General features: G+C 63.5%; 16 protein-coding genes. 14 read left to right on the top strand and 2 right to left on the bottom strand.

What is annotated here, in order from left to right; genetic code table 11:
- Window positions 1–1,779, bottom strand: coding sequence for an ABC transporter ATP-binding protein/permease (locus tag AC1D3C_RS11900; RefSeq protein ID WP_477483031.1), 1,779 nt, complete (start codon window positions 1,777–1,779; stop codon window positions 1–3).
- 243 nt (window positions 1,780–2,022) lie between these two features.
- On the bottom strand, window positions 2,023–2,385 hold the full coding sequence (locus AC1D3C_RS11895; RefSeq protein WP_477483030.1) for a VOC family protein: 363 nt from the start codon (window positions 2,383–2,385) through the stop codon (window positions 2,023–2,025).
- A gap of 130 nt (window positions 2,386–2,515) precedes the next feature.
- Between AC1D3C_RS11895 and AC1D3C_RS11890 the strand changes: the two genes are divergently transcribed.
- The 14 genes from AC1D3C_RS11890 to glgX form a co-directional block, all read left to right on the top strand.
- On the top strand, window positions 2,516–3,136 hold the full coding sequence (locus AC1D3C_RS11890) for a TetR/AcrR family transcriptional regulator (protein WP_247138249.1): 621 nt from the start codon (window positions 2,516–2,518) through the stop codon (window positions 3,134–3,136).
- Window positions 3,133–4,098 carry an HlyD family secretion protein gene (locus AC1D3C_RS11885; RefSeq protein ID WP_477483029.1) on the top strand — a complete coding sequence of 322 codons (966 nt, stop codon included), beginning with the start codon at window positions 3,133–3,135 and terminating at the stop codon, window positions 4,096–4,098. The genes AC1D3C_RS11890 and AC1D3C_RS11885 overlap by 4 nt, the downstream gene beginning before the upstream one ends.
- The gene (locus tag AC1D3C_RS11880; protein WP_477483028.1) at window positions 4,095–5,048 is read left to right on the top strand and encodes an ABC transporter ATP-binding protein; all 954 of its coding nucleotides are present in this window, start codon (window positions 4,095–4,097) and stop codon (window positions 5,046–5,048) included. Before AC1D3C_RS11885 ends, AC1D3C_RS11880 begins: the two co-directional genes overlap by 4 nt.
- Window positions 5,045–6,199, top strand: coding sequence for an ABC transporter permease (locus AC1D3C_RS11875; RefSeq protein WP_477483027.1), 1,155 nt, complete (start codon window positions 5,045–5,047; stop codon window positions 6,197–6,199). Before AC1D3C_RS11880 ends, AC1D3C_RS11875 begins: the two co-directional genes overlap by 4 nt.
- Before the next feature lie 139 nt (window positions 6,200–6,338).
- Window positions 6,339–9,677, top strand: a complete 3,339-nt coding sequence (locus AC1D3C_RS11870) for a transglutaminase family protein (RefSeq protein WP_477483026.1) — start codon at window positions 6,339–6,341, stop codon at window positions 9,675–9,677.
- A gap of 8 nt (window positions 9,678–9,685) precedes the next feature.
- Complete coding sequence (locus tag AC1D3C_RS11865; protein ID WP_477483025.1) at window positions 9,686–12,097, top strand: circularly permuted type 2 ATP-grasp protein; 2,412 nt, start codon at window positions 9,686–9,688, stop codon at window positions 12,095–12,097.
- Window positions 12,097–12,978 (top strand): transglutaminase family protein, encoded by an 882-nt coding sequence (locus AC1D3C_RS11860; protein WP_477483024.1) that lies wholly within the window; start codon window positions 12,097–12,099, stop codon window positions 12,976–12,978. The genes AC1D3C_RS11865 and AC1D3C_RS11860 overlap by 1 nt, the downstream gene beginning before the upstream one ends.
- Before the next feature lie 125 nt (window positions 12,979–13,103).
- A complete protein-coding gene (locus AC1D3C_RS11855) occupies window positions 13,104–14,342 on the top strand; it encodes a vWA domain-containing protein (RefSeq protein ID WP_038545190.1) in 1,239 nt (412 codons plus the stop codon).
- 199 nt (window positions 14,343–14,541) lie between these two features.
- Window positions 14,542–17,004, top strand: coding sequence for a glycogen/starch/alpha-glucan phosphorylase (locus AC1D3C_RS11850; RefSeq protein WP_247137101.1), 2,463 nt, complete (start codon window positions 14,542–14,544; stop codon window positions 17,002–17,004).
- On the top strand, window positions 17,004–19,214 hold the full coding sequence (glgB, locus tag AC1D3C_RS11845; protein WP_477483023.1) for a 1,4-alpha-glucan branching protein GlgB: 2,211 nt from the start codon (window positions 17,004–17,006) through the stop codon (window positions 19,212–19,214). Before AC1D3C_RS11850 ends, glgB begins: the two co-directional genes overlap by 1 nt.
- 19 nt (window positions 19,215–19,233) lie before the next feature.
- On the top strand, window positions 19,234–20,496 hold the full coding sequence (gene glgC / locus AC1D3C_RS11840) for a glucose-1-phosphate adenylyltransferase (RefSeq protein ID WP_038545199.1): 1,263 nt from the start codon (window positions 19,234–19,236) through the stop codon (window positions 20,494–20,496).
- Between the two features lie 6 nt (window positions 20,497–20,502).
- Window positions 20,503–21,960: a glycogen synthase GlgA gene (glgA, locus tag AC1D3C_RS11835; RefSeq protein WP_477483022.1), complete on the top strand. Its 1,458-nt coding sequence runs from the start codon at window positions 20,503–20,505 to the stop codon at window positions 21,958–21,960.
- A gap of 2 nt (window positions 21,961–21,962) precedes the next feature.
- Window positions 21,963–23,591, top strand: coding sequence for an alpha-D-glucose phosphate-specific phosphoglucomutase (locus AC1D3C_RS11830; RefSeq protein ID WP_477483021.1), 1,629 nt, complete (start codon window positions 21,963–21,965; stop codon window positions 23,589–23,591).
- Between the two features lie 202 nt (window positions 23,592–23,793).
- Window positions 23,794–25,422 (top strand): glycogen debranching protein GlgX (gene glgX, locus AC1D3C_RS11825; RefSeq protein WP_477483020.1); only part of this gene is annotated, 1,629 nt, incomplete at its 3' end.

The following is a 25,422-nucleotide window of genomic DNA, read 5'->3' as shown; positions in this document are numbered from 1 at the left end:
TCATGCCTCTACGCTGGTCTTTTCTGCATGCACCTGAAGCGGTGACAGGTGGAAGAGCCGCGGCGAGAATTTCTTCCGGAACTCTTCCGAACGGCCGATATAGATGAGCGTCACGCCTTCGAGACGGCTGAGCACGCCCAACAGCCGCTCCTGGGTTTCCGGTTCCAGGCCTTCCAGCACGTCGTCCATGATCAGCCAGTCCGGCTTGCGCAGCACCGCGTTGGCGATCGACAGCGACGCCTCCTCGTCCTTGTCGAGCAGCCGGTCCCAGCGCTCCACCTCGTCCAGCCGGTGCACGAGGCGGTCGAGCCCCACCCTCTCCAGGGCCTCGGCCAGCGCCTTGTCGTTGATGTTGCTCAGCCCGGCCGGATAGGTCATCACTTCGCGCAGCGTTGCCGTCGGCAGGTATCCGTCCTGCGGCATCAGGATCATGCTGCCCACCGGCGGCAGGCCGATTTCGCCGCGCCCCCAGGGCCAGATGCCGGCCAGCGCCTGGAAAAACAGATGCCGGTCGGCGCCCGGATCGCCGTTGATCATCACCCGCTCGCCCGGCTTGATGGCGCAATCGCCCTCCACCACGCGCACCCCGTGTCCGGCCGCGCCCTGCTCGGGCGCGCCGTAGACCGTGACGCCGCAAACGCTGATACCCTCCCCCCGGGACGTCTGGTGATAGGCGATCACCCCGCCCTCCCCAGCCGGCGTATCCATGGTCAGCAGTGCGTGGCGAAAGGAGGAGACGCGGTTCAGCGTCGCCCGCCAGTCGGCGATGACACTGAAATTGACAACGTACCAGCGAAGCGCCTGGTTGACCTGGTTGAAGGCCCCGACCGCCATCATCAGCCCGCCGAAGGAAAGTTCGCCGGAAAAATACATCGGCGACGCGATGATGATCGGTGCCACCAGCGCCAGCCAGCCGAACCCGGCCGAGACCCAGGTGAGGTTGGCGAGTGCCCAGGCGAGCTTGCGCAGCATGCCCAGCACGCCCTCGATCGCGAAATCCACCCGGACGCGCTCGCTTGCCTCGCCGCGTGCGAGCGTGATCGGCTTCAGGTTCTCGTTCGCCCGCACCAGGGCCGCGCGCAGGTCCGCTTCGCGCGCATAACGCTCGGCGTTGAGCCGCGGCAAAAGGTTGCCGACGACGTTGCTGAGCACAGATCCCAACAGCGCATAAAGGATCGTCGTCCACACCATGTAACCGGGGATCGAAATGGTGCGGCTGCCGAAATGGAAGGCGAAATCCGACGAGATCGCCCAGAGCACGCCGATAAAGCTTGCGAGCAGGATCGTCGAGTTGACGAGCCCGATCGCCAGCGCCGTGGTGTTTTCCGCCAGGATGCGCGTGTCCTCGTGCAGCCGCTGGTCGGGATTGCTGGCGATCGCGCCTGCCCCGCCGAGCTTGAGCGCCCGGCCGGGCTTCAGCCAGACATCGGCGAGATCGCGCGCCAACCCCTCGCGCATCCGCATCGCGGTGATCTGGTTCAGCCACTGCTGGACGACGTTCAAGAGCGTCAGCGAGAAGGCGATAATGCCAAACACGACGAGCTGGTTCAGAAATTCCGGCATGTCGCGCCGTTCCAGCGCGTCGTAGAACGGCCCGTTCCACTCGTTCAGCCGGTATGTCGCATAGGTCGTCGCAAAGATGACGATGAGCAATGCCGAGATCAGCACCAGGACGCGATTGCGCACCGGCGCATTCCAGAATGCCTTGCCCATCATGCGGAGCTGGCCCCCCAGGGAAAGCTCGAAATTCTGCAGTGCCGTTTCCGGGGGCTGCGTCATCGTGTCCGAACTCCTTGCGACTGATCAACTCTCAACGGCGCCGCACCCTTACTATGGCAGGACGGCCTCTACAGATATGGGGAGCGAAGGTCGCCCGCGCGACCGCTGACGCTGTTTCCAATCGCCCCATTGATGGTTTTAAACGAGAAATCCTCAGATTTCCTTGAAGAGAATACCCTAATCGAAAAGATATTTCACCGGGATCGGCAGACCAGGTCCCGCAGACTCTGATGCGGCACCGCCTTAACCCGCCTTCCGGAAGGCCCGGCTGGAAACTGAAACGGAGTTCAGGCACGGGTCCTTGGCATTGGCGTAGACATAGCCGTCGGCTTTGTGGATGGGGCCGAAATCCAGGCCGTTTTCGGCGCTTCGCCGGCAGAACGCCTCGACATCTTCGACGTCGAAGACAAGCTTGACGATCGCCTGGCCGCTCCTTAGCCCCCGGCCGGCCGGATGCAGCATAATATTGACGCCACCGTCCTGCGCCACCAGTTCGACGATCCTGTCGCCCAGCATCCGCATTGCCCGGAAGCTGAAATGCGTCTCGTAAAAGAGCGCTGTCGCCTCGACGTCCTTCGCATAGATCACCAGCCTGCCGAGCGGCACGATATCCTCCAAAGGTTTCCGACCCCATCCCCAGAGTTACCCAACATCTCCATTTCCCGCTACAGCGCTTGTAAATTATCTCCTTTTATGTTAATGACCGACCAGTCAGTCATAATTGAGAACATATACGATGCCCGAGAGGAAAAGAGAGAAACGCGACCCGCAGCAGCGGCGAGCCGATATCCTGGCCGCCGCCTTCGCCTGCTTTTCCGAGCGCGGTTTTGCCGCCACCCGGATGGAGGATGTCGCGGCCCGCGCCGGCATCGCCAAGGGCACCGTCTACCTGCATTTTCCGGACAAGGAAGCGCTGTTCACCGAACTCGTCTCCGGCATCGCCACGCCCATCCTCGGAGAGATCGAGGGGCTGGTAACCAACGAGGCGATCGCGCCGCGTTTCGCGGTGTCGATGTTCTACGCTCTTTTCAAACGCGAGGTGCTGGAGACCGACCGCCGCCATCTGCTGCGGCTGATCCTCGCCGAAGGTCCGATGTTTCCTTCCGTGACCGAATTCTACCACCGCGACATCATCTCCAAGGGTCTTGGCGTGCTGCGCATCCTCCTGAAACGGGCGGCCGCCCGCGGCGACCTGCGCAATCCAGCCATTGCCGACGTGCCGCAGATCGTCATCGCCCCGGCGCTGCTGTCGATCGTGTGGACGACGTTGTTCGAGGCTTACGAACATCTCGACACCCAAAAACTGTTCGACGCTTTTCTCGAAACCCTGTTCGTGCCGGAAGGAGGAGCGAAGTGAAGCGTATCCTCATCATCATTTTCCTGGCGGGCGCCGCCATTGCCGCCCTGCCCTTCCTCTTCGCCGATAAGCCGCCGCGCCCCTATCAGGGCTGGGTCGAGGCAGACACGCTGTTCATCGGTGCCGAAAGTGCCGGCCGGCTCACTCAAGTCGATATCGCCGAAGGTGCCACGATCGCGGCCGGCGCGCCGCTCTTCAGGCTAGACTCATCCAGTGAAGAGGCCGCCGTCGCCGCGGCCCGCGCGTCGCTTGCCCGCTCCCAGGCCGAACTGGATCTGGCGCATGCCGCCCAGAAACGCCCCCAGGAGATCGACGTGCTACGCGCCTCCGAGCGCGAAGCCTCGGCCCGGCTGGAGCTTGCGGAACAGGATCTCGACCGCACCCGGGTTCTCGTCGAGCGCGGCACCGCGACCCGCGCCAATCTCGATACCGCGACCGCCACCGAGGCCGCCAACCGCGCCGCCCTCGACAACGTCCACAGCCAGATCATCCTCGCCGCCCTCCCCGCCCGCGATGAGACGCTGCGACAGACGGAGGAATCGGTCGCCGCCGCGAAGGCCGATCTCGCCTCGGCGCAGGCAGCGCTGGCCCGCCGCTCGGTTTCGGCACCCGCCGCCGGCAGCATCGAGACGCTCTATTACAGGAACGGCGAAGTCGTCCCGGCCGGCCGGCCGATCGTCGCGCTCCTGCCGCCCGAAAATGTCCGCATCCGCTTTTTCGTGCCGGAAACCGAGATCGCCCGCCTGTCGCTCGGTCAGCCGGTCCATGTCACCTGCGACGCCTGCCGGCCGTCCGACGCAAAAGTCAGCTTCATCGCCAGGAACGCGGAATACACGCCGCCGGAAATCTACAGCCTCGAAGAGCGCGCCAAACTCGTCTATCGCGTCGAGGCCATCCCGACCGACCCGAAGGCGCTTCGCCCCGGCCAGCCGGTCGACGTCCTGCCTGGGCCACGCCTATGACCGCCGCCGAAACCTACGAAGTCGACGCCCCGGAAACGGTGATCGACGTTCATCACCTGACCAAGAGCTTTGGCGGCCGGAAGGTGGTCGACGACCTCTCCATGTCGGTGAAGAAAGGCCGCATCCACGGCTTTCTCGGCCCCAACGGCTCTGGCAAGACGACCACCATCCGCATGCTCTGCGGCCTCTTGACGCCCGATAGCGGCAACGGCACCTGCCTCGGCTTCGACATCCTGACCGAAAGCGACCGCATCCGCCGTCGGGTCGGTTACATGACCCAGAAATTCTCGCTCTACCAGGACCTCTCCATCCGAGAGAACCTGGAATTCGTCGCCCGCGTCTATGGCCTCTCCGACGCTCGCGGCAAGGCGACCGCCGCCATCGAACGCCTCGGACTCAAGGGCCGCGAGAAACAACTGGCCGGCGAGCTTTCCGGCGGCTGGAAACAGCGCCTCGCGCTCGGCGCCTGCATCCTGCCCGAACCGGCACTTCTTCTCCTCGACGAACCGACCGCCGGCGTCGACCCGAAGGCCCGCCGCGACTTCTGGAACGAGATCCACGCGCTTGCCGCCAACGGCCTCTCGGTGCTGGTCTCGACCCACTATATGGACGAGGCCGAGCGCTGCCACGAGATCGCCTATATCGCCTACGGAAAACTGCTCGCCGAAGGCACGGTGGACGAGGTGATCGCCGGCACCGGCCTCGTCACCTTCACCGTCTCCGGCCCGGGCGCCGACCGTCTGCAAGCGGAACTCGAACAGGCACCCGGTGTCGACATGATCGCTCCCTTCGGTACCAGCCTGCATGTCGCCGGCCGCGATGCCGCAGCCCTGGAAGAGGCGATCGCCCCCTATCGCGATCGGCCGGGCCTCAAATGGGAAAAGGGCGAACCGACACTCGAAGACGCCTTCATCGACCTGATGCGCCGCTCGGAGGACAATTTCAAATGACCCCGGCGCCCAGCAACACCAACGGCAATGGCAGCTCCTTCGGCCGGTTCTGGGCGATGACGGTCAAGGAATTCATCCAGATGACCCGCGACCGCATCACGCTCGCGACCATGGTCATGCTGCCGATCATGCAGCTCTTCCTGTTCGGTTTTGCGATCAACACCACACCGCACAACCTGCCGACCGCCGTGCTGATGCGCGAAAACAGCGATGTCGGCCGCTCCATCCTTGCCGCGTTGAAGAACACCGATTTCTTCGAGGTGAAGACCGTCGTCACCCGCGCCGAGGACATGGATGCCCTGCTGCAGTCCGGAAAGGCCCTGTTCGTCGTCGAAATTCCCGAAGGGTTCGAACGGTCGCTGCGCCGCGGCGATTCGCCCTCATTGCTGGTCGCGGCAGACGCCACCGATCCGGTAGCCGCGAGCTCGGCGCTCGGTGCGCTCTCCGGCATCATCTCGACCGCCCTCGAAAACGACCGCCAGGTCGCCTTCACTGAGCCGGTAAAGCCCGCCTTCCAGATCGTCCAGCACCGCCGCTACAACCCGGCCGGTTCCTCGACCTTGAACATCGTCCCCGGCCTGCTCGGCACGATCCTGACGATGACGCTGCTGATCTTCACCGCCCTCTCCGTTACCCGCGAGGTCGAGCGCGGCACGATGGAGAACCTGCTCTCCATGCCGATCAAGCCGCTGGAGATCATGCTCGGCAAGATCGCTCCCTACGTGCTGATCGGCCTCATCCAGGCGCTGGTGATCATCGGCGTCGGCGTCCTTGTCTTCCGCGTGCCGATCCTCGGCGATCCCCTGTCGCTGACCGCCGCGACCGCCCTCTTCGTCATCACCAACCTGTCGATCGGCTACACCTTCTCGACGATTGCCGCCAACCAGCTTCAGGCCATGCAGATGGCGATGATGTTCTTCCTGCCGAACATCCTTCTCTCCGGCTTCATGTTCCCCTTTGCCGGCATGCCGAACTGGGCGCAGTGGATCGGCGAGGCGCTGCCGCTCACCCACTATATCCGCATCGTCCGCGCGGTGATGCTGAAGGGCGCCAGCATCGAGACCTTGGCCTATGACACGCTGGCGCTCGCCGGCCTGATGGCCGTCGCCATGCTGATCGCGGTCCGCCGTTTCCGCCGCACGCTGGATTGAAGGCCGCAAACCCTACGTATTTCACCGGTATTGCCGCGTTGCGATAAGCTTGGAATACGCCTTGCTTTATTCTCGTGCATTGCACAAAATCCCGGCAACGATCATCGATCGGTCAGCGTAAAGGCCGGCAAGGGGAAGTATGTCGATCAAGGCGAGTATCTACCACCTTACCCATTACATGTACGATAAGCCCGTCCGTCTCGGACCGCAGATCATCCGCCTCAAACCGGCCGCCCATTCGCGCACCAAGGTGCTCAGCCATTCGCTGAAGGTGACCCCCTCCAATCACTTCGTGAACCTGCAGCAGGACCCTTACGGCAATTACCTCGCCCGCTTCGTTTTTCCGGACCCCGTCACCGAGTTCAAGATCGAGGTCGATCTCGTCGCCGACATGACGGTCTACAATCCCTTCGACTTCTTCGTCGAAGAGGACGCGATGAAATGGCCGTTCAGCTATCCGCCGGAACTGGTCGAGGACCTGTCGATCTACATGGTGCCGGAGCCGCCGGAACCGGCGCTCGTCGATTACCTGAAGACCTTCGACATGTCCCCGGGTCAGCCGACGGTCGACATGATCGTCGGCATCAACGCCCGCCTGCAGCAGGCGATCGGTTATGTCATCCGTATGGAGCCGGGCGTGCAGACGCCGGAACAGACGCTGACCTCCGCCATGGGGTCCTGCCGCGACACCAGCTGGCTGCTTGTCCAGATCCTGCGGTATCTCGGCCTCGCCACCCGCTTCGTCTCAGGCTACCTCATCCAGCTCACCCCGGATCTGAAGGCGCTCGACGGTCCCTCCGGCACCGAAGTCGATTTCACCGACCTGCATGCCTGGTGCGAAGTCTATCTTCCCGGCGCCGGCTGGGTCGGTCTAGACCCGACTTCCGGGCTTCTGACCGGCGAAAGCCATATCCCGCTTGCCGCCACCCCGCATTTCCGCAACGCCGCGCCGATATCAGGCGGCTATTTCGGAGAGGCTGACACCTCCTTCGCCTTCGACATGAAGGTCAACCGCGTCGCAGAACATCCGCGCATCACCAAACCCTTCTCCGACGAATCCTGGGATGCGCTGAACGACCTCGGCGAACAGGTCGACCGCGTGCTGAAGGCGCAGGACGTACGCCTGACGATGGGCGGCGAGCCTACCTTCGTGTCGATCGACGATTTCGAATCCGGCGAATGGAACACCGATGCCGTCGGCCCCACCAAACGCGAAAAGGCCGACATCCTGATCCGCAAGCTGCGCGAGCGTTTCGCGCCCGGCGGCTTCATGCATTACGGCCAGGGCAAGTGGTATCCGGGCGAAACTCTGCCGCGCTGGACGTTTTCGCTCTACTGGCGCAAGGACGGCCGGCCGATCTGGACCAATCCCGACCTCGTCGCCGAGGAGGGCCGCGATTACGGCATCGGCGAACAGGATTCCGCCAAGCTCCTGACCGGCATCGCAAGCGAACTCGGCATTGCCCCGGACATGGTCGTACCGGCCTATGAGGATCCGGCGGAATGGATCATCAAGGAAGGCAACCTGCCGGACAATGTCGATCCGTCCAATTCCAAACTCAAGGATCCGGAGGAGCGCAACCGAATCGCCCGTGTCTTCGAACGCGGCCTGACCAGCGCCAGCGGTTATGTCCTGCCCGTCCAGGCGTGGAACGCGCAGGCCACCGGAAGCTCGGCGGCTAAGCGCTGGATCAGCGAGAGGTGGCGCACCCGCCGTGGCAAGATCTTCCTCGTGCCCGGCGACAGCCCGGTCGGTTACCGCCTGCCGCTCGGCACCCTGCCCTATGTTCCACCGTCGCAGTTTCCCTATATCCACGAGGCCGACCCCTCGATCCCCCGCCAGCCGCTGCCCGAGGCGATCATCCCGGCCGGCCGCGCCATGCCTGAATCCTCGTTCAAGGCAGGCGACGCTGCCAATCCCGGCCGCGTCGAACAAACACTCGGCGAAATCGGCGGCGCGGTGCGTACCGCGATTTCGGTCGAGGCCCGCGACGGCCGGCTCTGCGTCTTCATGCCGCCGGTCGAAAAGATCGAGGACTATCTCGAACTGATCGCCGCCGCCGAAAACGCCGCCACCGCACTCGGCCTTCCCGTCCATATCGAAGGTTATGCGCCGCCGCATGACGAGCGCATCAACGTCATCCGCGTCGCACCGGATCCCGGTGTCATCGAGGTCAACATCCATCCGGCCGCCAGCTGGAAGGAGACGGTGTCGATCACCACCGCGATCTACGAAGAAGCCCGCCAGAGCCGCCTCGGCGCCGACAAGTTCATGATCGACGGCCGCCACACCGGCACCGGCGGCGGCAACCACGTCGTGGTCGGCGGCGCCAACCCGAACGACAGCCCGTTCCTGCGCCGCCCCGACCTGTTGAAAAGCCTGGTGCTCCATTGGCAGCGCCATCCGTCGCTCTCCTACCTGTTCTCCGGCCTGTTCATCGGCCCGACCTCCCAGGCGCCGCGCATCGACGAGGCCCGCCACGATTCGATGTACGAGCTGGAAATCGCGCTTGCCCAGGTGCCGGCGCCCGGCCAGGGTGCTCCGCCACTGCCGTGGCTGGTCGACCGGCTGTTCCGCAACCTTCTGACCGACGTCACCGGCAATACTCACCGCTCGGAAATCTGCATCGACAAGCTGTTCTCGCCGGACGGCCCGACCGGACGGCTCGGCCTCGTCGAGTTCCGCGGTTTCGAAATGCCGCCGAATGCCCGCATGTCGCTTGCCCAGCAATTGCTGGTCCGGGCGCTGATCGCCCGCTTCTGGAAGAACCCGCTGCAGGGCCGGTTCGTGCGCTGGGGAACGGCGCTCGCCGACCGCTTCATGCTGCCGCAATATGTCTGGGCGGACTTCATGGACGTCCTCCAGGACCTGCGCGAAAACGGCTTCGACCTGCGTCCCGAATGGTTCGAGGCGCAGCTTGAATTCCGCTTCCCCTTCTTCGGCGAGGTCGAATACGAAGGTTCCAAGCTCGAACTGCGCCAGGCGCTCGAACCCTGGCACGTGATGGGCGAGCAAGGGGCGATCGGTGGCACCGTGCGTTATGTCGATTCGTCGGTGGAACGCCTCCAGGTCCGGCTCGAAACCACCAACCCGGCCCGCTATACCGTGGCCTGCAACGGCCGTGCCGTGCCGCTCAAGGGCACCGGCACGTCCGGCGTCTCGGTTGCCGGCGTCCGCTTCAAGGCCTGGCAGCCGTCCGCCGGCCTGCACCCGGTCCTGCCGGTTAATACGCCGCTCACGTTCGACATATATGATACATGGTCCGGCCGTTCGATCGGCGGCTGCATCTATCACGTTGCCCATCCGGGCGGGCGTAGTTATGACACCTTCCCGGTCAACGGCAACGAGGCGGAAGCGCGCCGGCTCGCCCGGTTCGAACCATGGGGGCATACCGCTGGAAGTTATACGCTTCTGGCCGAAACGCCGTCGCCCGAATTCCCGCTGACGCTCGATCTGCGCCGGCCGCAAGGAGTCTGAAACGCCCGATGTCCAAGACACCGGCAACCGAACGCAAGGCAAAAGAGGGGATCGCTCGCGATCCCCTGCTTGGTTATGCCGCGCTGCCGGGCGTTGCCGACGAGATGCTCGACGCGAACGGCCAGATCCGGCCGGTCTGGCGCAACCTGATCTCCCATCTCGGCCGCATGACCGAAGGCGAGCTGCGCGAGCGTTTCGCCCGCGCCGACCGTTACCTGCGCGATGCCGGCGTTTTCTACCGCACCTACGGCGCTCAGGGGAGCGGCGAGCGCAACTGGCCGATCAGCCACGTGCCGGTGCTGATCGACGGCCGGGAATGGGAAACCGTCTGCAGGGGCCTCGTGCAGCGCGCCAATCTTCTGGAAGCGCTGATCGCCGATATCTACGGTGAGAACAAGTTGGTGCAGGAAGGTTTCCTGCCGCCCGCGCTGATTGCCGGAAATTCCGAATTCCTGCGCCCGCTGGTCGGCGTCAAGCCGGTCGGCGGTCACTACCTGCATTTCTGCTCCTTTGAGATCGGACGCGGCCCGGACGGAAACTGGTGGGTGCTTGCCGACCGTACCCAGGCGCCGTCGGGTGCCGGTTTCGCGCTGGAAAACCGCGTCGCCACCACCCGCGCCTTCTCCGACATCTATGCCGAGAGCCATGTCCACCGGCTGGCCTCCTTTTTCGGTGCCTTCCGCGATGCGCTGCAGTCTCACAAGCAGCACCCGGACGACCGCATTGCCGTGCTTTCGCCCGGTCCCGCCAACGAGACCTATTTCGAACACGCCTATATTGCCCGCTATCTCGGTTTCATGCTGCTCGAAGGCGAAGACCTGACGGTCGTCAACGACCGCGTCATGGTTCGCACCGTCGCCGGCCTCAAGCCGGTCGGCGTGCTCTGGCGCCGTCTCGATGCGGCTTACGCGGATCCGCTCGAGCTCAACCAGCATTCCCATATCGGCACCCCCGGCATGGTCCAGGCGCTACGTGCCGGCGCGCTCACCTTCGTCAACGCGCTCGGCTCCGGCATTCTCGAAACCCGCGCGCTGCTGGCATTCGCGCCGACCGTCTGTCGGCGGCTGATCGGCGAGGACCTGATCATGCCCTCGATCGCCACCTGGTGGTGCGGGCAGAAAAAGGAACGCGAGCACGTCGCCAAGAATATCGAGCGGATGGTCATCGGTCCCGCCTATTCGCGGTTGCCCTTCTTCGACGACAACGGCCAGTCGGTGCTCGGCTCGTCGTTGCGCAAGACCGCCAAGGAAACGGTCGGCGAATGGCTGGCGACCGAAGGCGCCAAATTGGTCGGGCAGGAGGTGGTGACGCTTTCGACGACGCCCGTCTATGTCAACGGCAAGCTCACCCCGCGGCCGATGTCGTTGCGCGTCTTCGCCGCCCGCACCGAACACGGCTGGCAGATCATGCCGGGCGGATTTGCCCGCATCGGCGCCGGCGACGACGTGGCGGCGATCGCCATGCAGTCCGGCGGGGCTGCGGCCGACGTCTGGATCGTCAGCGACAAGCCGGTCGCGAGGGCGACGCTTCTGCCGCCCGAGGAGAGTTTCACCCGCAACATGCCCGGCAGCCTGCCGAGCCGCGCCGCCGACAATCTCTATTGGTTGGGGCGGTATATCGAGCGGGCCGAAGGCGCACTGCGCATCCTGCGCGCCTGGCACCAGCGTTATGCCGAATCCGCCGATCCGAACGCGCCGCTGCTCGCCGACGTCACCCGTTACCTCAAGGGCACCGACATCGAGATGGTGAAGGCGGTGCCTGCAACGCTTTTGCGCAACATCGACAGCGCCATCTATTCGGCGAGCAATATCCGCGACCGCTTCTCGCCGGATGGCTGGCTGGCGCTGACCGATCTTGCCAAGACCGCCCGCCGCTTCCACGACACCGTGCATGCAGGCGACGACGCCTCGCATGCCATGACCATCCTCCTGCGCAAGCTCGCGGGCTTTGCCGGTCTGGTGCATGAAAACATGTACCGTTTCACCGGCTGGCGTTTCCTGTCGATCGGCCGCCATCTCGAACGCGGCATGCACATGACCCGCCTGCTCGGCCACATGTCCGGTCCGGATGCGCCCGACGGCTCGCTCGACATGCTGCTCGAAATCGGCGACAGCGTCATGACCCATCGCCGCCGCTACAACGTCGCCACCGCAAGGCTGACGGTCGCCGACCTCTTGGGGCTCGACCCGCTCAATCCGCGCTCGATCCTCTTCCAGTTGAACGAGATCCGCACCGAGGTGGAACAGCTGCCGAACGCCTTCGTCAACGGCCAGATGTCGCCCTTCTACCGCGAGGCGATGCGGCTGCATTCCGGCCTTGCGGTGATGACCCCGGAAGGGATGAGCGAGGAGACCTACCGCAAGCTCGAACAGGAGATGGAGAAGCTGTCCGATATTCTCGGCCAGACTTATTTCAGCTGATGCTCTACGACCTCTCGCTCCACATGGGCTATACCTACGACGTGCCGGCCTCCGGCGCCCGCCATGTCATCCGCCTGCTGCCATTGTCGCTGCCCGACCGGCAGCGGCTGATCGCCGGCTCGATCACTGTCGGCCCGAATGCCGAGGAGCGGACCACCTTCGTCGATTTCTTCGGCCAGCCGGCGACCTCCGTGCTGCTGCGCGCGCCGCACGAAACGCTCGACATCCGCATGCAGGCCCGCGTCATGGTGGAAGCCACCTCGATGACCGCGGACCTGTCGCCGGAACTGACGACGCTCGCCGACGAATTGGCGGATTTCTGGTCGGTCGATGCCGCCTCGCCCCATCACCTGACGGGCGCCAGCCCGCGCCTTGCCGAGGAGCCGCTGATCGCCGCCTATGCCCGCGAGATCGTCAGGCCCGGCCAGACGGTGCGCGAGATCGCCCTTGCCGTCTGCGCCCGCATCTACAAGGACTTCACCTACGATGCCAAGGCGACCAATGTTGACACCACGCCGAAGGAAGCCTTCCGGCTGAAGCGCGGCGTCTGCCAGGATTTCACCCATATTATGATCGTCGCGCTCCGCAGCCTCGGCATTCCGGCCGGGTATGTCAGCGGCTTTCTGCGCACCATTCCGCCGCCGGGCAAGGAACGCCTCGAAGGCGCCGACGCCATGCATGCCTGGGTGCGGATCTGGTGCGGCGAGACCATGGGTTATATCGAACTTGATCCGACCAACAACATTCCGGCCGGCAGCGACCACATCGTCGTCGGTTACGGCCGCGACTATTCCGACGTCGCCCCGGTCATCGGCATGCTCAAGGGTTACGGAAATCAGAAAGCCGAGCAAGCCGTCGACGTCATTCCACTGAAATCGTGAAATCCCGCCCCGTTTTGGCGCTGATTTCTGTGGTCCGCTAAAATTGCAACGAATGGTTTAAACCTTCCTATACCCGCCAGGAATACACCGGAGATGTTCAAATGAATTGAACGGATCTGGGGGCTATGATGAGGCACACGCTTTTTGGGCGGTTGGTGAAGGACCGCGCAGGTAATTTTGGCATCATAACGGCAGCCATGCTTCCTGTGCTGCTGGCTGTAGGCGGTGTCGCGGTCGATCTGACCCACGTGATGGAAGAAAAGAACAAGCTGCAGGCGCTCGCCGACAGCGCCACGCTCGCCGCCGCGGCCGCCATGGCCGACAAGGGCACCATGACGGTTGAGGAGGCTCAGACCCTCGCCAAGAATTTCCTGCTTGGGCCCAAGAAGGCCGACATCCGGAACTCCGGCCTGCCTACCGCTGAGCAGGACGCCGCGATCGCCAAGATCGAGAAAGACACCACAGCCCTTGCGACCATCGCGACGACCTCGAACACTGCGGCCAGTTACGAAGTCAGCATGAAGTCCGCCTATGAGGTGCCGCTGACGGGGCTGACGTCGTTCGTCGGCTTCACCACCATGCGTGTCAGCGTCGACAGCAAGTCTGCGAGCGGCCGCGAAGGCAATGCGCTCTCCATGTATCTGGCGCTCGACGAATCGGGCTCGATGGCCTGGGATACGACGACGGTCGACCCGACCAACCCCACCAAGCAGGAAAGCTACGACTGCTCCACCGGCTGGCAGTACAAGACCTGCACCAGGACCGTGCCGAACTACCTGTCCAAGATGCTGTCGCTGAAGACCGCGGCCGCAGTGATGTTCGCGGAACTCAAGAAGGCCGACCCCGGCAACGAGCTGATCCGCGTCGGCGCCGACAGCTACGACGACAAGACCAAGACTGAACAGAAAATCGACTGGGGCACAACCGCCGTGTCCACCTATGTCAACAAGCTGCCGGCCGTCCCGGATGGCGGTACCGACGCCAGTGGCGCGATGACCAACGCCGTCAACGCGCTGAAGGCCGCCAATGCCACCGAAAAGACCGCGCACGACAGCAAGAAGAACACCTCCTTCGAGCGTTTCATCGTTTTGATGACGGATGGAGAAATGACCGGCAACAGCTCGAGCTGGAACAAGACGCTGGATACCAAGGTGCGTGGCATCTGCGATCAGGCCAAGACCGACGGCATCAAGATCTACACGATCGCCTTCATGGCCCCGGCCAATGGCAAGAGCCTGCTCGAATACTGCTCGAGCGGCAAGGCCGAATATTATTACGAACCGGACGACATGACGACGCTGGTCGAGAGCTTCGGCGAGATCGCCCGCAAGGCCGCCAAGACGGGTACCCGCCTGACCAACTGAACCTGCCTTCCAGAAAGGCCGCAAAAACGCCCCGCCCTCACCGGCGGGGCGTTTTTCGTTGGTCTTGTCCAGCCGATACACGCAAAGATAAATCGGTCATTGCGCAGTGTCATAACGGTGCATAAACTGTCTCTATACATCATGCCAGATGGACTGAATCGGACGCCCTTCCTCCCGCTCCCCAGAAAGTTGGCGACATATGAACAACACGTCTTCTCCGGTCGAAATTCCTCAGCCGGCCCCCCGCAGCTCTCGCCCCGAAATCATGGCGGAAGAGATCATCGAGCGCCTGACCTACCGTATCGGCAAGGACGCGAAGGTGGCGAAGCCCCACGACTGGCTGACCGCCACCATCCTGGTGGTGCGCGACCGCATCATCGACACCTGGATGGAATCGACCCGCAAGGTCTATCGGACCGGCGGCAAGCGCGTCTATTACCTGTCGCTTGAATTCCTGATCGGCCGCCTGATGCGCGACGCGGTCAGCAACATGGGCCTGATGCAGGAAATCCGCGACGCGCTGTCTTCGCTCGGCGTCGACATCGACGTGATTGCGGTTCTGGAACCGGATGCAGCACTCGGCAACGGCGGCCTCGGCCGGCTCGCTGCCTGTTTCATGGAGAGCATGGCGACCGTCGACATCCCGGCCTATGGCTACGGCATCCGCTACGTACACGGCCTGTTTCGTCAGCAGATGGCAGACGGCTGGCAGGTCGAGCTTCCGGAAAGCTGGCTCGCCCACGGCAACCCCTGGGAATTCGAACGCCGCGAAAGCTCCTACGAGATCGGCTACGGCGGCACGGTCGAGACGGTCGGCGGTTACGACGAGACGCCGCGTTATGTCTGGAAGCCGGCCGAACGCGTCATCGCCATGGCCTATGACACGCCGGCCGTCGGCTGGCGCGGAAAACGCGTCAACACGCTGCGCCTCTGGTCAGCCCAGCCGATCGACCCGATTCTATTAGATGCCTTCAACGCCGGCGACCACATCGGCGCCCTGCGCGAAAGCAACAAGGCCGAAAGCCTGACCCGAGTCCTCTACCCGGCAGATGCCAACCCGGCCGGCCAGGAACTGCGCCTGCGCCAGGAGTTCTTCTTCTCGTCGGCCTCGCTTCAGGACATCCTGCGCCGCCACCTGCAGCAATATCCGGATTTCACCAATCTGCATGAGAAAGTCGCGATCCAGCTCAACGACACCCACCCGGCCGTGTCGATCGCCGAGCTGATGCGCCTGCTGACCGACATCCACGGCATGGATTTCGAGCAGGCCTGGTCTGTCACCCGCCAGACCTTCTCCTACACCAACCACACGCTCCTGCCGGAAGCGCTGGAAACCTGGCCGGTGCCGCTGTTCGAGCGCCTTCTGCCGCGCCACATGCAGATCGTCTACGCGATCAACGCCCTGATCCTGATCGAGGCGCGCAAGCAGAAGAGCTTCTCCGATACCCAGATCCGCTCGATCTCACTGATCGACGAAAGCGGCGACCGTCGCGTCCGCATGGGCAACCTTGCCTTTGTCGGCTCACATTCTGTCAATGGCGTCTCGGCCCTGCACACCGACCTGATGAAGGTCACGGTGTTCGCCGACCTGCACACGATGTATCCGGCCCGCATCAACAACAAGACCAACGGCATCACCCCGCGCCGCTGGCTGATGCAATGCAACCAGGGTCTCACCTCGCTCATTCAGGAAGCGATCGGCGACGAGTTCCTAGACAATACGGATGCCTTGAAGGGGCTCAATGCCCATGCCGACGACAAGGCGTTCCAAGAGAAGTTCGCCGCCGTGAAGCGGGCCAACAAGGTGCAGCTTGCCAATCTCGTCGGCAGCCGCATGGGCATCCGCATCGATCCGTCGGCAATGTTCGACATCCAGATCAAGCGCATCCACGAATACAAGCGCCAGCTTTTGAACATCATCGAAGCCGTCGCCCTTTACGACCAGATCCGCTCGCATCCGGAACTGGACTGGGTCCCACGCGTAAAACTGTTCGCCGGCAAGGCGGCGCCGAGCTATCACAACGCCAAGCTGATCATCAAGCTCGCCAACGACGTGGCTCGCACCATCAACAACGACCCGGCCGTCCGCGGCCTGCTGAAGGTCGTTTTCGTGCCGAACTACAACGTCTCGCTCGCCGAGATCATCGTTCCGGCCGCCGATCTTTCCGAACAGATCTCCACCGCCGGCATGGAAGCATCCGGCACCGGCAACATGAAGTTCGCTCTGAACGGCGCACTGACCATCGGCACGCTCGACGGCGCCAATGTCGAGATGCGCGACCATGTCGGCGAGGAAAACATTGTCATCTTCGGCATGACTGCCGACGAAGTCGCCAAGGTGCGCGAAGAAGGCCACCAGCCCCGCGCCATCATCGAGAAGTCGCGTGAACTGGCCCAGGCGCTCAACGCGATCGCCACCGGTGTCTTTTCGCCGGACGACCGCTCCCGCTTCACCGGCCTGATCGACGGCATCTACAATCATGACTGGTTCATGGTCGCCGCAGATTTCGACGCCTACGCGGAAGCCCAGCGTAACGTTGACCAAATCTGGTCCGACCCTAAATCCTGGTATTCGAAGACAATTCGCAATACCGCCCGGATGGGATGGTTCTCCTCGGACAGAACTATTCGTCAGTATGCGTCGGAAATCTGGAGAGCCTGATGAAAAAATCGCCGCGCGTCGATGACGGGAGAGCCCCAGGCGAGATTCCGTTATCCGAGATCGAGGCGATTTTGGAAGGCAGGCATACCAATCCCTTTGCCGTCCTCGGGCTCCACAAGCTCGGGGATGGTTTCAGGGTCCGCTGTTTCGTGCCCGGAGCGGAAGCGGTCACCGCCCTTTCGCTGAACGGCACCGAACTCGGGGAACTGAAGCGCCGCCACGACGCCGGATATTTCGAAGGCGTCGTCAACGCCACCCATCTCCAGCCGATCCGTTACCGCGCCCGCCGCGGCGATGACGAATGGGCGGTGACGGACCCCTATACGTTCGGCCCGGTGCTCGGCCCGATGGACGACTATTTCGTCCGCGAAGGCTCGCATCTGCGCCTGTTCGACAAGATGGGCGCCCATGCCCTCAAACACGAAGGCGTCGAAGGTTTCCACTTCGCCGTCTGGGCGCCGAACGCCAAGCGCGTTTCCGTCGTCGGCGACTTCAACGGCTGGGACGGCCGCCGGCACGTCATGCGGCTGCGCGTCGATACCGGCATCTGGGAAATCTTCGCCCCCGACGTGCGGGCCGGCTCTGCCTACAAGTTCGAGATCGTCGGCAAGAACGGCAAGCTCCTGCCGCTGAAGGCCGATCCCTATGCCCGGCGTGCCGAACTGCGGCCCAACACCGCCTCGGTCACTGCACCCGAACTCTCCCAGAAATGGGACGACGCCGCCCACCGGGAATTCTGGGAAAAGGCGGACCACCGCCGCCAGCCGATCTCGATCTATGAGGTGCATGCCGGCTCCTGGCGCAAAAAGCCGGACGGCTCCTTCCTCTCCTGGGACGATCTCGCTTCGGAACTGATCCCCTACTGCACCGACATGGGCTTCACCCATATCGAATTCCTGCCGATCACCGAACATCCTTTCGACCCGTCCTGGGGTTACCAGACGACCGGGCTTTTCGCCCCGACCGCCCGCTTCGGCGAGCCGGAAGGGTTTGCCCGCTTCGTCAACGGCTGCCACAAGGTCGGTCTCGGCGTCATCCTCGACTGGGTGCCGGCGCATTTCCCGACCGATGCCCATGGCCTGCGTTTCTTCGACGGCACGGCGCTCTACGAGCATGCCGACCCGCGCCAGGGCTTCCACCCGGACTGGAATACGGCGATCTACAATTTCGGCCGCAACGAAGTCCTCTCCTACCTCGTCAACAACGCGCTCTACTGGTCGGAAAAATTCCATCTCGACGGCCTGCGCGTCGATGCCGTCGCCTCCATGCTCTATCTCGACTATTCGCGCAAAGAGGGCGAGTGGGTACCGAACGAATATGGCGGGCGCGAGAACCTCGAAGCGGTGCGCTTCCTGCAGAAGATGAACTCGCTTTCCTATGGCGCCCATCCGGGCGTGATGACGATCGCCGAGGAGAGCACTTCCTGGCCGAAGGTCTCGCAGCCCGTTCACGAGGGTGGCCTCGGTTTCGGCTTCAAGTGGAACATGGGCTTCATGCACGACACGCTGAGCTACCTGCAGCGTGAACCGATCCACCGCAAACACCATCACCACGAACTCACCTTCGGCCTCCTCTACGCCTATTCGGAGAATTTCGTCCTGCCGCTGTCCCACGACGAAGTGGTGCACGGCAAAGGTTCGCTGATCGCCAAGATGGCCGGCGACGACTGGCAGAAATTCGCAAACCTGCGGGCCTATTACGGCTTCATGTGGGGTTATCCCGGCAAGAAGCTGCTGTTCATGGGCCAGGAATTCGCCCAATGGAGCGAATGGAGCGAAGCCCGCTCGCTCGACTGGAACCTGCTCCAGTACCATCCGCACGAGGGCATGCGCCGCTTGGTGCGCGATCTCAATTTCTGCTACCGCTCGAAACCCGCACTGCATGCCCGCGACTGCGAGGGCGAAGGTTTTCAGTGGCTGATCGCCGACGACGCGGAAAATTCCGTCTATGCCTGGCTGCGTATGTCGCCGGGAGAAAAGCCCGTGGCGGTGATCAGCAATTTCACCCCCGTCTATCGTGAGAATTTCCGTATCCCCTTGCCAATCGAAGGCAGATGGCGGGAAATATTGAATACCGACGCCGAGATCTACGGCGGCAGCGGCAAAGGCAATGGCGGTCGCGTTCACGCTGTGAACGCGGGAGGAACCATCCAGGCCGAAGTCACGCTACCGCCGCTCGCGACGATCATGCTCGAACTGGAACAAGCATAAGGGACCTTGGGAGGGAACGATGAACGAGAAAAGAATTCAGCCTCTATCGCGCGATGCCATGGCCTATGTGCTTGCCGGCGGTCGCGGCAGCCGATTGAAGGAACTCACCGACCGCCGCGCCAAGCCGGCGGTCTATTTCGGCGGCAAGGCGCGCATCATCGATTTCGCGCTCTCCAACGCCCTGAATTCCGGCATCCGCCGCATCGGGGTGGCGACGCAATACAAGGCGCATTCGCTGATCCGCCACATGCAGCGCGGCTGGAACTTCTTCCGGCCCGAACGCAACGAGAGCTTCGACATCCTCCCCGCCTCCCAGCGCGTCTCCGAGACGCAATGGTACGAAGGCACCGCCGACGCTGTCTTCCAGAACATCGACATCATCGAGGCCTACGCGCCTGAATACATGGTCATCCTCGCCGGCGACCACGTCTACAAGATGGACTACGAATACATGCTCCAGCAGCATGTGGACAGCGGCGCCCAGGTCACCGTCGGCTGCCTGGAAGTGCCGCGCATGGAAGCCACCGGCTTCGGCGTCATGCATGTCAACGAGAAGGACGAGATCATCGCCTTCGTCGAAAAGCCCGCCGATCCGCCCGGCATTCCCGGCAATCCCGGTTTCGCGCTCGCCTCGATGGGCATCTACGTCTTCCACACCAAGTTCCTGATGGACGTGCTGAAGCGCGACGCCGAAACGCCCGGCTCCAGCCGCGACTTCGGCAAGGACATCATTCCCTATATTGTCGAGCACGGCAAAGCGGTCGCCCATCGGTTCGCCGATAGCTGCGTTCGGTCCGATTTCGAGCGCGAACCCTATTGGCGCGACGCAGGCACGGTCGACGCCTACTGGCAGGCCAATATCGACCTGACGGAAATCGTTCCCGGGCTTGATATCTATGACAAGTCCTGGCCGATCTGGACCTATGCGGAGATCACCCCGCCGGCGAAATTCGTCCATGACGACGAAAACCGCCGCGGCTCGGCGACCTCGTCGGTCGTTTCAGGCGACTGCATCATTTCCGGTTCGTCGCTCAATCGCAGCCTGCTGTTCACCGGGGTACGCGCCAATTCCTATTCACGCCTTGAGGGCGCGGTCGTGCTGCCGAACGTCCGGATCGGAAGACGCGCGCAGCTTCGCAATGTCGTCATCGATCACGGTGTAACCATTCCGGAGGGCCTGGTGGTCGGCGAGGATCCCGAAATCGATGCGAAGCGTTTCCGGCGCACCGAAAACGGCATCTGCCTGATCACCCAGACGATGATCGACAAACTGGACCTGTAACGCGTTATGGAAGTGCTTTCGGTTGCGTCCGAAGTCTATCCGCTGGTCAAGACCGGCGGACTTGCCGATGTGGCCGGGGCGCTGCCGCTGGCGCTGAAGGGGCATGGCGTTTCGGTCAAGACGCTGATGCCCGGTTATCCGGCGGTGATGCGGGCCGTCAAGGGCGCCAAGCTCCGTCTGAGTTTCGAAAACCTGCTCGGCGCCAGGGCCGACCTGCTCGAAGTCGAGCATCAGGGGCTCGATCTCCTGATCCTCGATTCCCCCGTCTTCTTCGACCGCCCGGGCGGCCCTTATGCCGATGCGACCGGCAAGGACCATTTCGACAACTGGCGTCGTTTCGCGGCCCTCTCCAAGGCCGGCGCGATGATCGCCCAGGGCGCCATGGCGGACGGCGATGGCGGCTGGCGACCGGATATCGTCCACGTCCACGACTGGCAGGCGGCGATGGTGCCGGCCTATATGCGTTATTCCGACGAGCCGGAAGTGCCGACGCTCACCACCATCCACAACATCGCCTTCCAGGGCCAGTACGGCGCCGACATCTTTCCCTATCTCGATCTGCCGGCGCACGCCTTTAGCATCGAAGGCGTCGAATATTTCGGCGGCGTCGGTTTCCTGAAAGCCGGGCTGCAGACGAGCTGGGCAATCTCGACCGTCAGCCCTTCTTATGCCGAGGAAATCCTCACCCCCGAATTCGGCATGGGTCTCGAAGGCCTGCTGACGATCCGCCAGGGCGATCTGCACGGCATCGTCAACGGCATCGACGCCGAGATCTGGGACCCGGCGACCGATCCCGCCGTGAAAACCCACTACAACGCCACCACGCTGAAGACCCGCGCCGAGAACAAGCGGGCGGTCACTGAGCGCTTCGGTCTCGACCGAGAGGCCGGACCGCTCTTCTGCGTCATCTCGCGGCTCACCTGGCAGAAGGGCATGGACCTGCTGGCCGAAACGCTCGACGATCTCGTCGCGATGGGCGGGCGGCTGGCGGTGCTCGGCTCCGGCGACCGGGCGCTCGAAAACGCCTTCCATGCCGCAGCCAAACGCCACCCCGGCAAGGTCGCCGTCCTCTCCATCTATGACGAGCCGCTCTCCCACCTGATGCAGGCGGGCTGCGATGCGATCGCCATCCCCTCGCGCTTCGAGCCCTGCGGCCTCACCCAACTCTACGGCCTCAGATACGGCTGCATTCCGGTCGTAGCCCGCACCGGCGGCTTGAACGACACCGTCATCGACGCAAGCCATGCCGCGATCGCCGCCAAGGCCGCCACCGGCATCTCCTTCAGCCCGGTCACCACCGACAACCTGCGCCGGGCGCTTCGCCGCACCGTTGGCCTCTACCATCAGCCGAAGGTCTGGACGGGGATGCAGAAGCAGGGCATGAAATCCGACGTCTCCTGGGAAAGGAGCGCCGGACTTTATGCCGGCCTCTATTCCAGCCTCATTGCCAAAAAAGGTTCCTGACCATGATCAAGACCGTCACCACCACTCCCTATCAGGATCAGAAGCCGGGCACGTCCGGCCTGCGCAAGAAGGTCCCGGTCTTCGCGCAAGTGAACTATGCGGAGAACTTCATCCAGTCGATCTTCGACAGCCTCGAAGGCTTCGAGGGCCAGACGCTGGTGATCGGCGGCGACGGCCGCTACTACAACCGCGAGGTCATCCAGAAGGCGATCAAGATGGCCGCGGCCGCCGGCTTCGGCAAGGTCATGGTCGGCCAGGGCGGCATCCTCTCGACGCCCGCCGCCTCCAACATCATCCGCAAGTACAAGGCTTTCGGCGGCATCATCCTCTCGGCCAGCCACAATCCAGGCGGTCCGACCGAGGATTTCGGCATCAAGTACAACATCGGCAATGGCGGCCCGGCCCCGGAAAAGATCACCGACGCGATCTTCGCCCGCTCCAAGGTCATCGACACCTATAAGATCGCCGATGTCGTCGATCTCGATCTTGACGCGATCGGCTCCTTCGACGTCGCCGGCATAGCGGTCGAGGTGATCGACCCGGTCGCCGACTATGCCGAGCTGATGGAGCAGCTGTTCGACTTCCCGTCGATCCGCGCCTTGATCGCCAGCGGCGTCAATGTCGTCATCGACTCGATGGGCGCCGTCACTGGCCCCTATGCGCGGCAGATCCTCGAAAACCGCCTCGGCGCCCCGGAAGGCTCGGTCCGCAACGCCGTGCCCCTGCCGGATTTCGGCGGCCACCACCCGGACCCGAACCTCGTCCACGCCAAGGAACTCTATGACGACGTCATGAGCCCCGACGGGCCGCATTTCGGCGCCGCGTCCGACGGCGACGGCGACCGCAACATGATCGTCGGCAAGGGCATGTTCGTCACCCCTTCCGACAGTCTCGCAATCATCGCCGCCAACGCCACTGTCGCTCCGGGTTACGCCCGCGGCATCGCCGGCATCGCCCGCTCGATGCCGACCAGTGCTGCCGCCGACCGCGTCGCCGAAAAACTCGGCATCGGCATGTACGAAACCCCGACCGGCTGGAAGTTCTTCGGCAACCTGCTCGACGCCGGCAAGGCGACCGTCTGCGGCGAAGAAAGTTTTGGCACCGGCTCGGACCATGTGCGCGAAAAGGACGGCCTCTGGGCGGTGCTCTTCTGGCTGAACATCATGGCCGCCCGCAACGAAAGCGTCGAAGAGATCGTCAGGAAGCACTGGGCCGAATACGGCCGCAACTACTATTCCCGCCACGATTACGAAGAGGTCGATTCGGAAGCCGCCAACCTGCTGATCACCGCTCTGCGCGACAAGCTGGCGACCCTCCCCGGCCAGTCGTTCGGTGCGCTGAAGGTCGCAACGGCCGACGACTTCGCCTATCACGATCCAATCGACGGTTCTGTCTCCAAGAACCAGGGCATCCGCATCCTCTTCGAAGGCGGCTCCCGCGTCGTCTTCCGCCTCTCCGGCACCGGCACCTCGGGCGCCACGATCCGCGTCTATGTCGAGCGCTACGAGCCGGACGCGTCGCGCCATGCGATCGACACCCAGGAAGCGCTCGCCGACCTCATCGCCGTCGCTGACCAGATCTCCGATCTGCGCAAGAGGACAGGCCGCGACAAGCCGACCGTGATTACGTGATGGCTTGTCGCGCTCAAATCGGGAGGCCGATGGATGCCTTTACCCCCCTCTGCCCTGCCGGGCATCTCCCCCTCAAGGGGGGAGATTGGCAAGACGCACTGCTTTCCTTCCTCGCCGACGCTAACGGTGGCCGAGACGTTGCTCCATCCGATCTCCCCCCTTGAGGGGGAGATGCCCGGCAGGGCAGAGGGGGGTAAAACCGTTGGCCAGACCCTCTGACCCGAAACTCGGCGTATCCCTGACCGCAGACGGCGCTGACTTCGCCGTCTGGTCGCACCATGCCGAGCGGATCGAGCTCTGCCTTTTCGACGCCGAGGGAAAGAAGGAAATCGCCCGCCACCGGCTGGTGCGTGGCCGCGACGATATCCATCGCATCTCGGTGCCGGCGCTCGGTGCCAGCGCCCGTTACGGTTACCGCGCCTGGGGTGCGTATGATCCCGATAACGGCTCCTGGTTCGATTCGTCGAAGCTGTTGGTCGATCCCTATGCCCGGGAACTCGATCGTCCCTTCCGGCACGACGCCCGGCTCTCCATGTTCGGCGTCGACACCGCCGATCTGGTCCCGAGGGCGATCGTCACCCGCGATCCGCTCGCCAAGATCGGCCGGCCGATCCTGCCGCCCGGCGGCTTCGTCTACGAGGTCGCGGTCAAACCCTTCACCATGCTTCACCCGGCGATCCCGGAAAAACAGCGCGGCACGGTCGCAGCGCTTGCCCATCCCTCGATCATCGCACACCTGAAGAAGATCGGCGTCGATGCGATCGAGCTGATGCCGATCACCGCCTGGATCGACGAACGCCACCTTCCCCCGCTCGGTCTCACCAATGGCTGGGGCTACAATCCGGTCGCCTTCATGGCGCTCGATCCGCGCCTCTGCCCTGGCGGCATCAGGGAACTGCGCGAGACGGTCGCAACGCTGCACCAGGCCGGCATCGGCACCATCCTCGACCTCGTCTTCAACCATACCGGCGAGAGCGATAGGCTTGGCGCAACGCTCTCCATGCGTGGCCTCGACAACCGCTCCTATTACCGCCATGTCTATGGCGAGCCCGGCCATCTGGTCAACGATACCGGCACCGGCAACACGGTCGCCTGCGACCATCCCTATGTCCGCCGGCTGATCATCGACACGCTCCGCCATTTCGTCGTCCATGCCGGCGTGGACGGGTTCCGTTTCGACCTTGCCCCCGTCCTCGGCCGCACGGAAAGCGGTTTCGATGGCAAGGGCGAGACCCTGAAGGCGATGATCTCCGACGAGGCGCTGAAGGACCGCATCCTGATCGCCGAACCTTGGGATATCGGGCCCGGCGGCTACCAGCTCGGCAATTTTCTGGAACCTTTCCTGGAGTGGAACGACCGCGCCCGCGACGACATGCGCCGCTACTGGCGCGGCGACCAGTGGACGACCGGCGCGCTCGCGACGCGGCTTTCGGGGTCATCGGATGTTTTCGAAAGGTCCGGCCGCAGCCGCACCGTCAACTTCCTCGCCGCCCATGACGGCTTCACCCTGATGGATCTTGTCTCCAACGAGCACAAACACAACGAGGCGAACGGCGAACAGAACCGCGACGGCCACGGCGAGAATTTCTCCTGGAACAACGGCGTTGAAGGCGAGACCGACGATGCGGCGATCAACGAGAACCGCCGCCGCGATGCCGCGGCCCTCATCTCCACCCTGTTTGCCAGCCGCGGCACGGTCATGCTCACCATGGGCGACGAAGCCGGCCGCAGCCAGCGCGGCAACAACAATGCCTATTGCCAGGACAATGCGATCACCTGGCTCGACTGGAGCAAGATCGACAAGGTGCTTGTCGAACACACCGCCATGCTC

The organism is Neorhizobium sp. P1_A6 (genome assembly GCF_056406795.1).
Note: the sequence above shows the minus strand (reverse complement) of the source record. Positions and strands in the feature narration are given on the sequence as shown.

What these genes read in the sequence shown, in the direction of transcription:
- glgC (WP_038545199.1), top strand. Translation starts at nt 19,234, where the DNA reads ATGAACGAGAAAAGAATTCAGCCTCTATCGCGCGATGCCATGGCCTAT.
- glgA (WP_477483022.1), top strand. Translation starts at nt 20,503, where the DNA reads ATGGAAGTGCTTTCGGTTGCGTCCGAAGTCTATCCGCTGGTCAAGACC.
- AC1D3C_RS11900 (WP_477483031.1), bottom strand. Translation starts at nt 1,779, where the DNA reads ATGACGCAGCCCCCGGAAACGGCACTGCAGAATTTCGAGCTTTCCCTG.
- AC1D3C_RS11880 (WP_477483028.1), top strand. Translation starts at nt 4,095, where the DNA reads ATGACCGCCGCCGAAACCTACGAAGTCGACGCCCCGGAAACGGTGATC.
- AC1D3C_RS11890 (WP_247138249.1), top strand. Translation starts at nt 2,516, where the DNA reads ATGCCCGAGAGGAAAAGAGAGAAACGCGACCCGCAGCAGCGGCGAGCC.
- AC1D3C_RS11850 (WP_247137101.1), top strand. Translation starts at nt 14,542, where the DNA reads ATGAACAACACGTCTTCTCCGGTCGAAATTCCTCAGCCGGCCCCCCGC.
- AC1D3C_RS11875 (WP_477483027.1), top strand. Translation starts at nt 5,045, where the DNA reads ATGACCCCGGCGCCCAGCAACACCAACGGCAATGGCAGCTCCTTCGGC.
- AC1D3C_RS11855 (WP_038545190.1), top strand. Translation starts at nt 13,104, where the DNA reads ATGATGAGGCACACGCTTTTTGGGCGGTTGGTGAAGGACCGCGCAGGT.
- AC1D3C_RS11830 (WP_477483021.1), top strand. Translation starts at nt 21,963, where the DNA reads ATGATCAAGACCGTCACCACCACTCCCTATCAGGATCAGAAGCCGGGC.
- AC1D3C_RS11870 (WP_477483026.1), top strand. Translation starts at nt 6,339, where the DNA reads ATGTCGATCAAGGCGAGTATCTACCACCTTACCCATTACATGTACGAT.
- AC1D3C_RS11860 (WP_477483024.1), top strand. Translation starts at nt 12,097, where the DNA reads ATGCTCTACGACCTCTCGCTCCACATGGGCTATACCTACGACGTGCCG.
- glgB (WP_477483023.1), top strand. Translation starts at nt 17,004, where the DNA reads ATGAAAAAATCGCCGCGCGTCGATGACGGGAGAGCCCCAGGCGAGATT.
- AC1D3C_RS11865 (WP_477483025.1), top strand. Translation starts at nt 9,686, where the DNA reads ATGTCCAAGACACCGGCAACCGAACGCAAGGCAAAAGAGGGGATCGCT.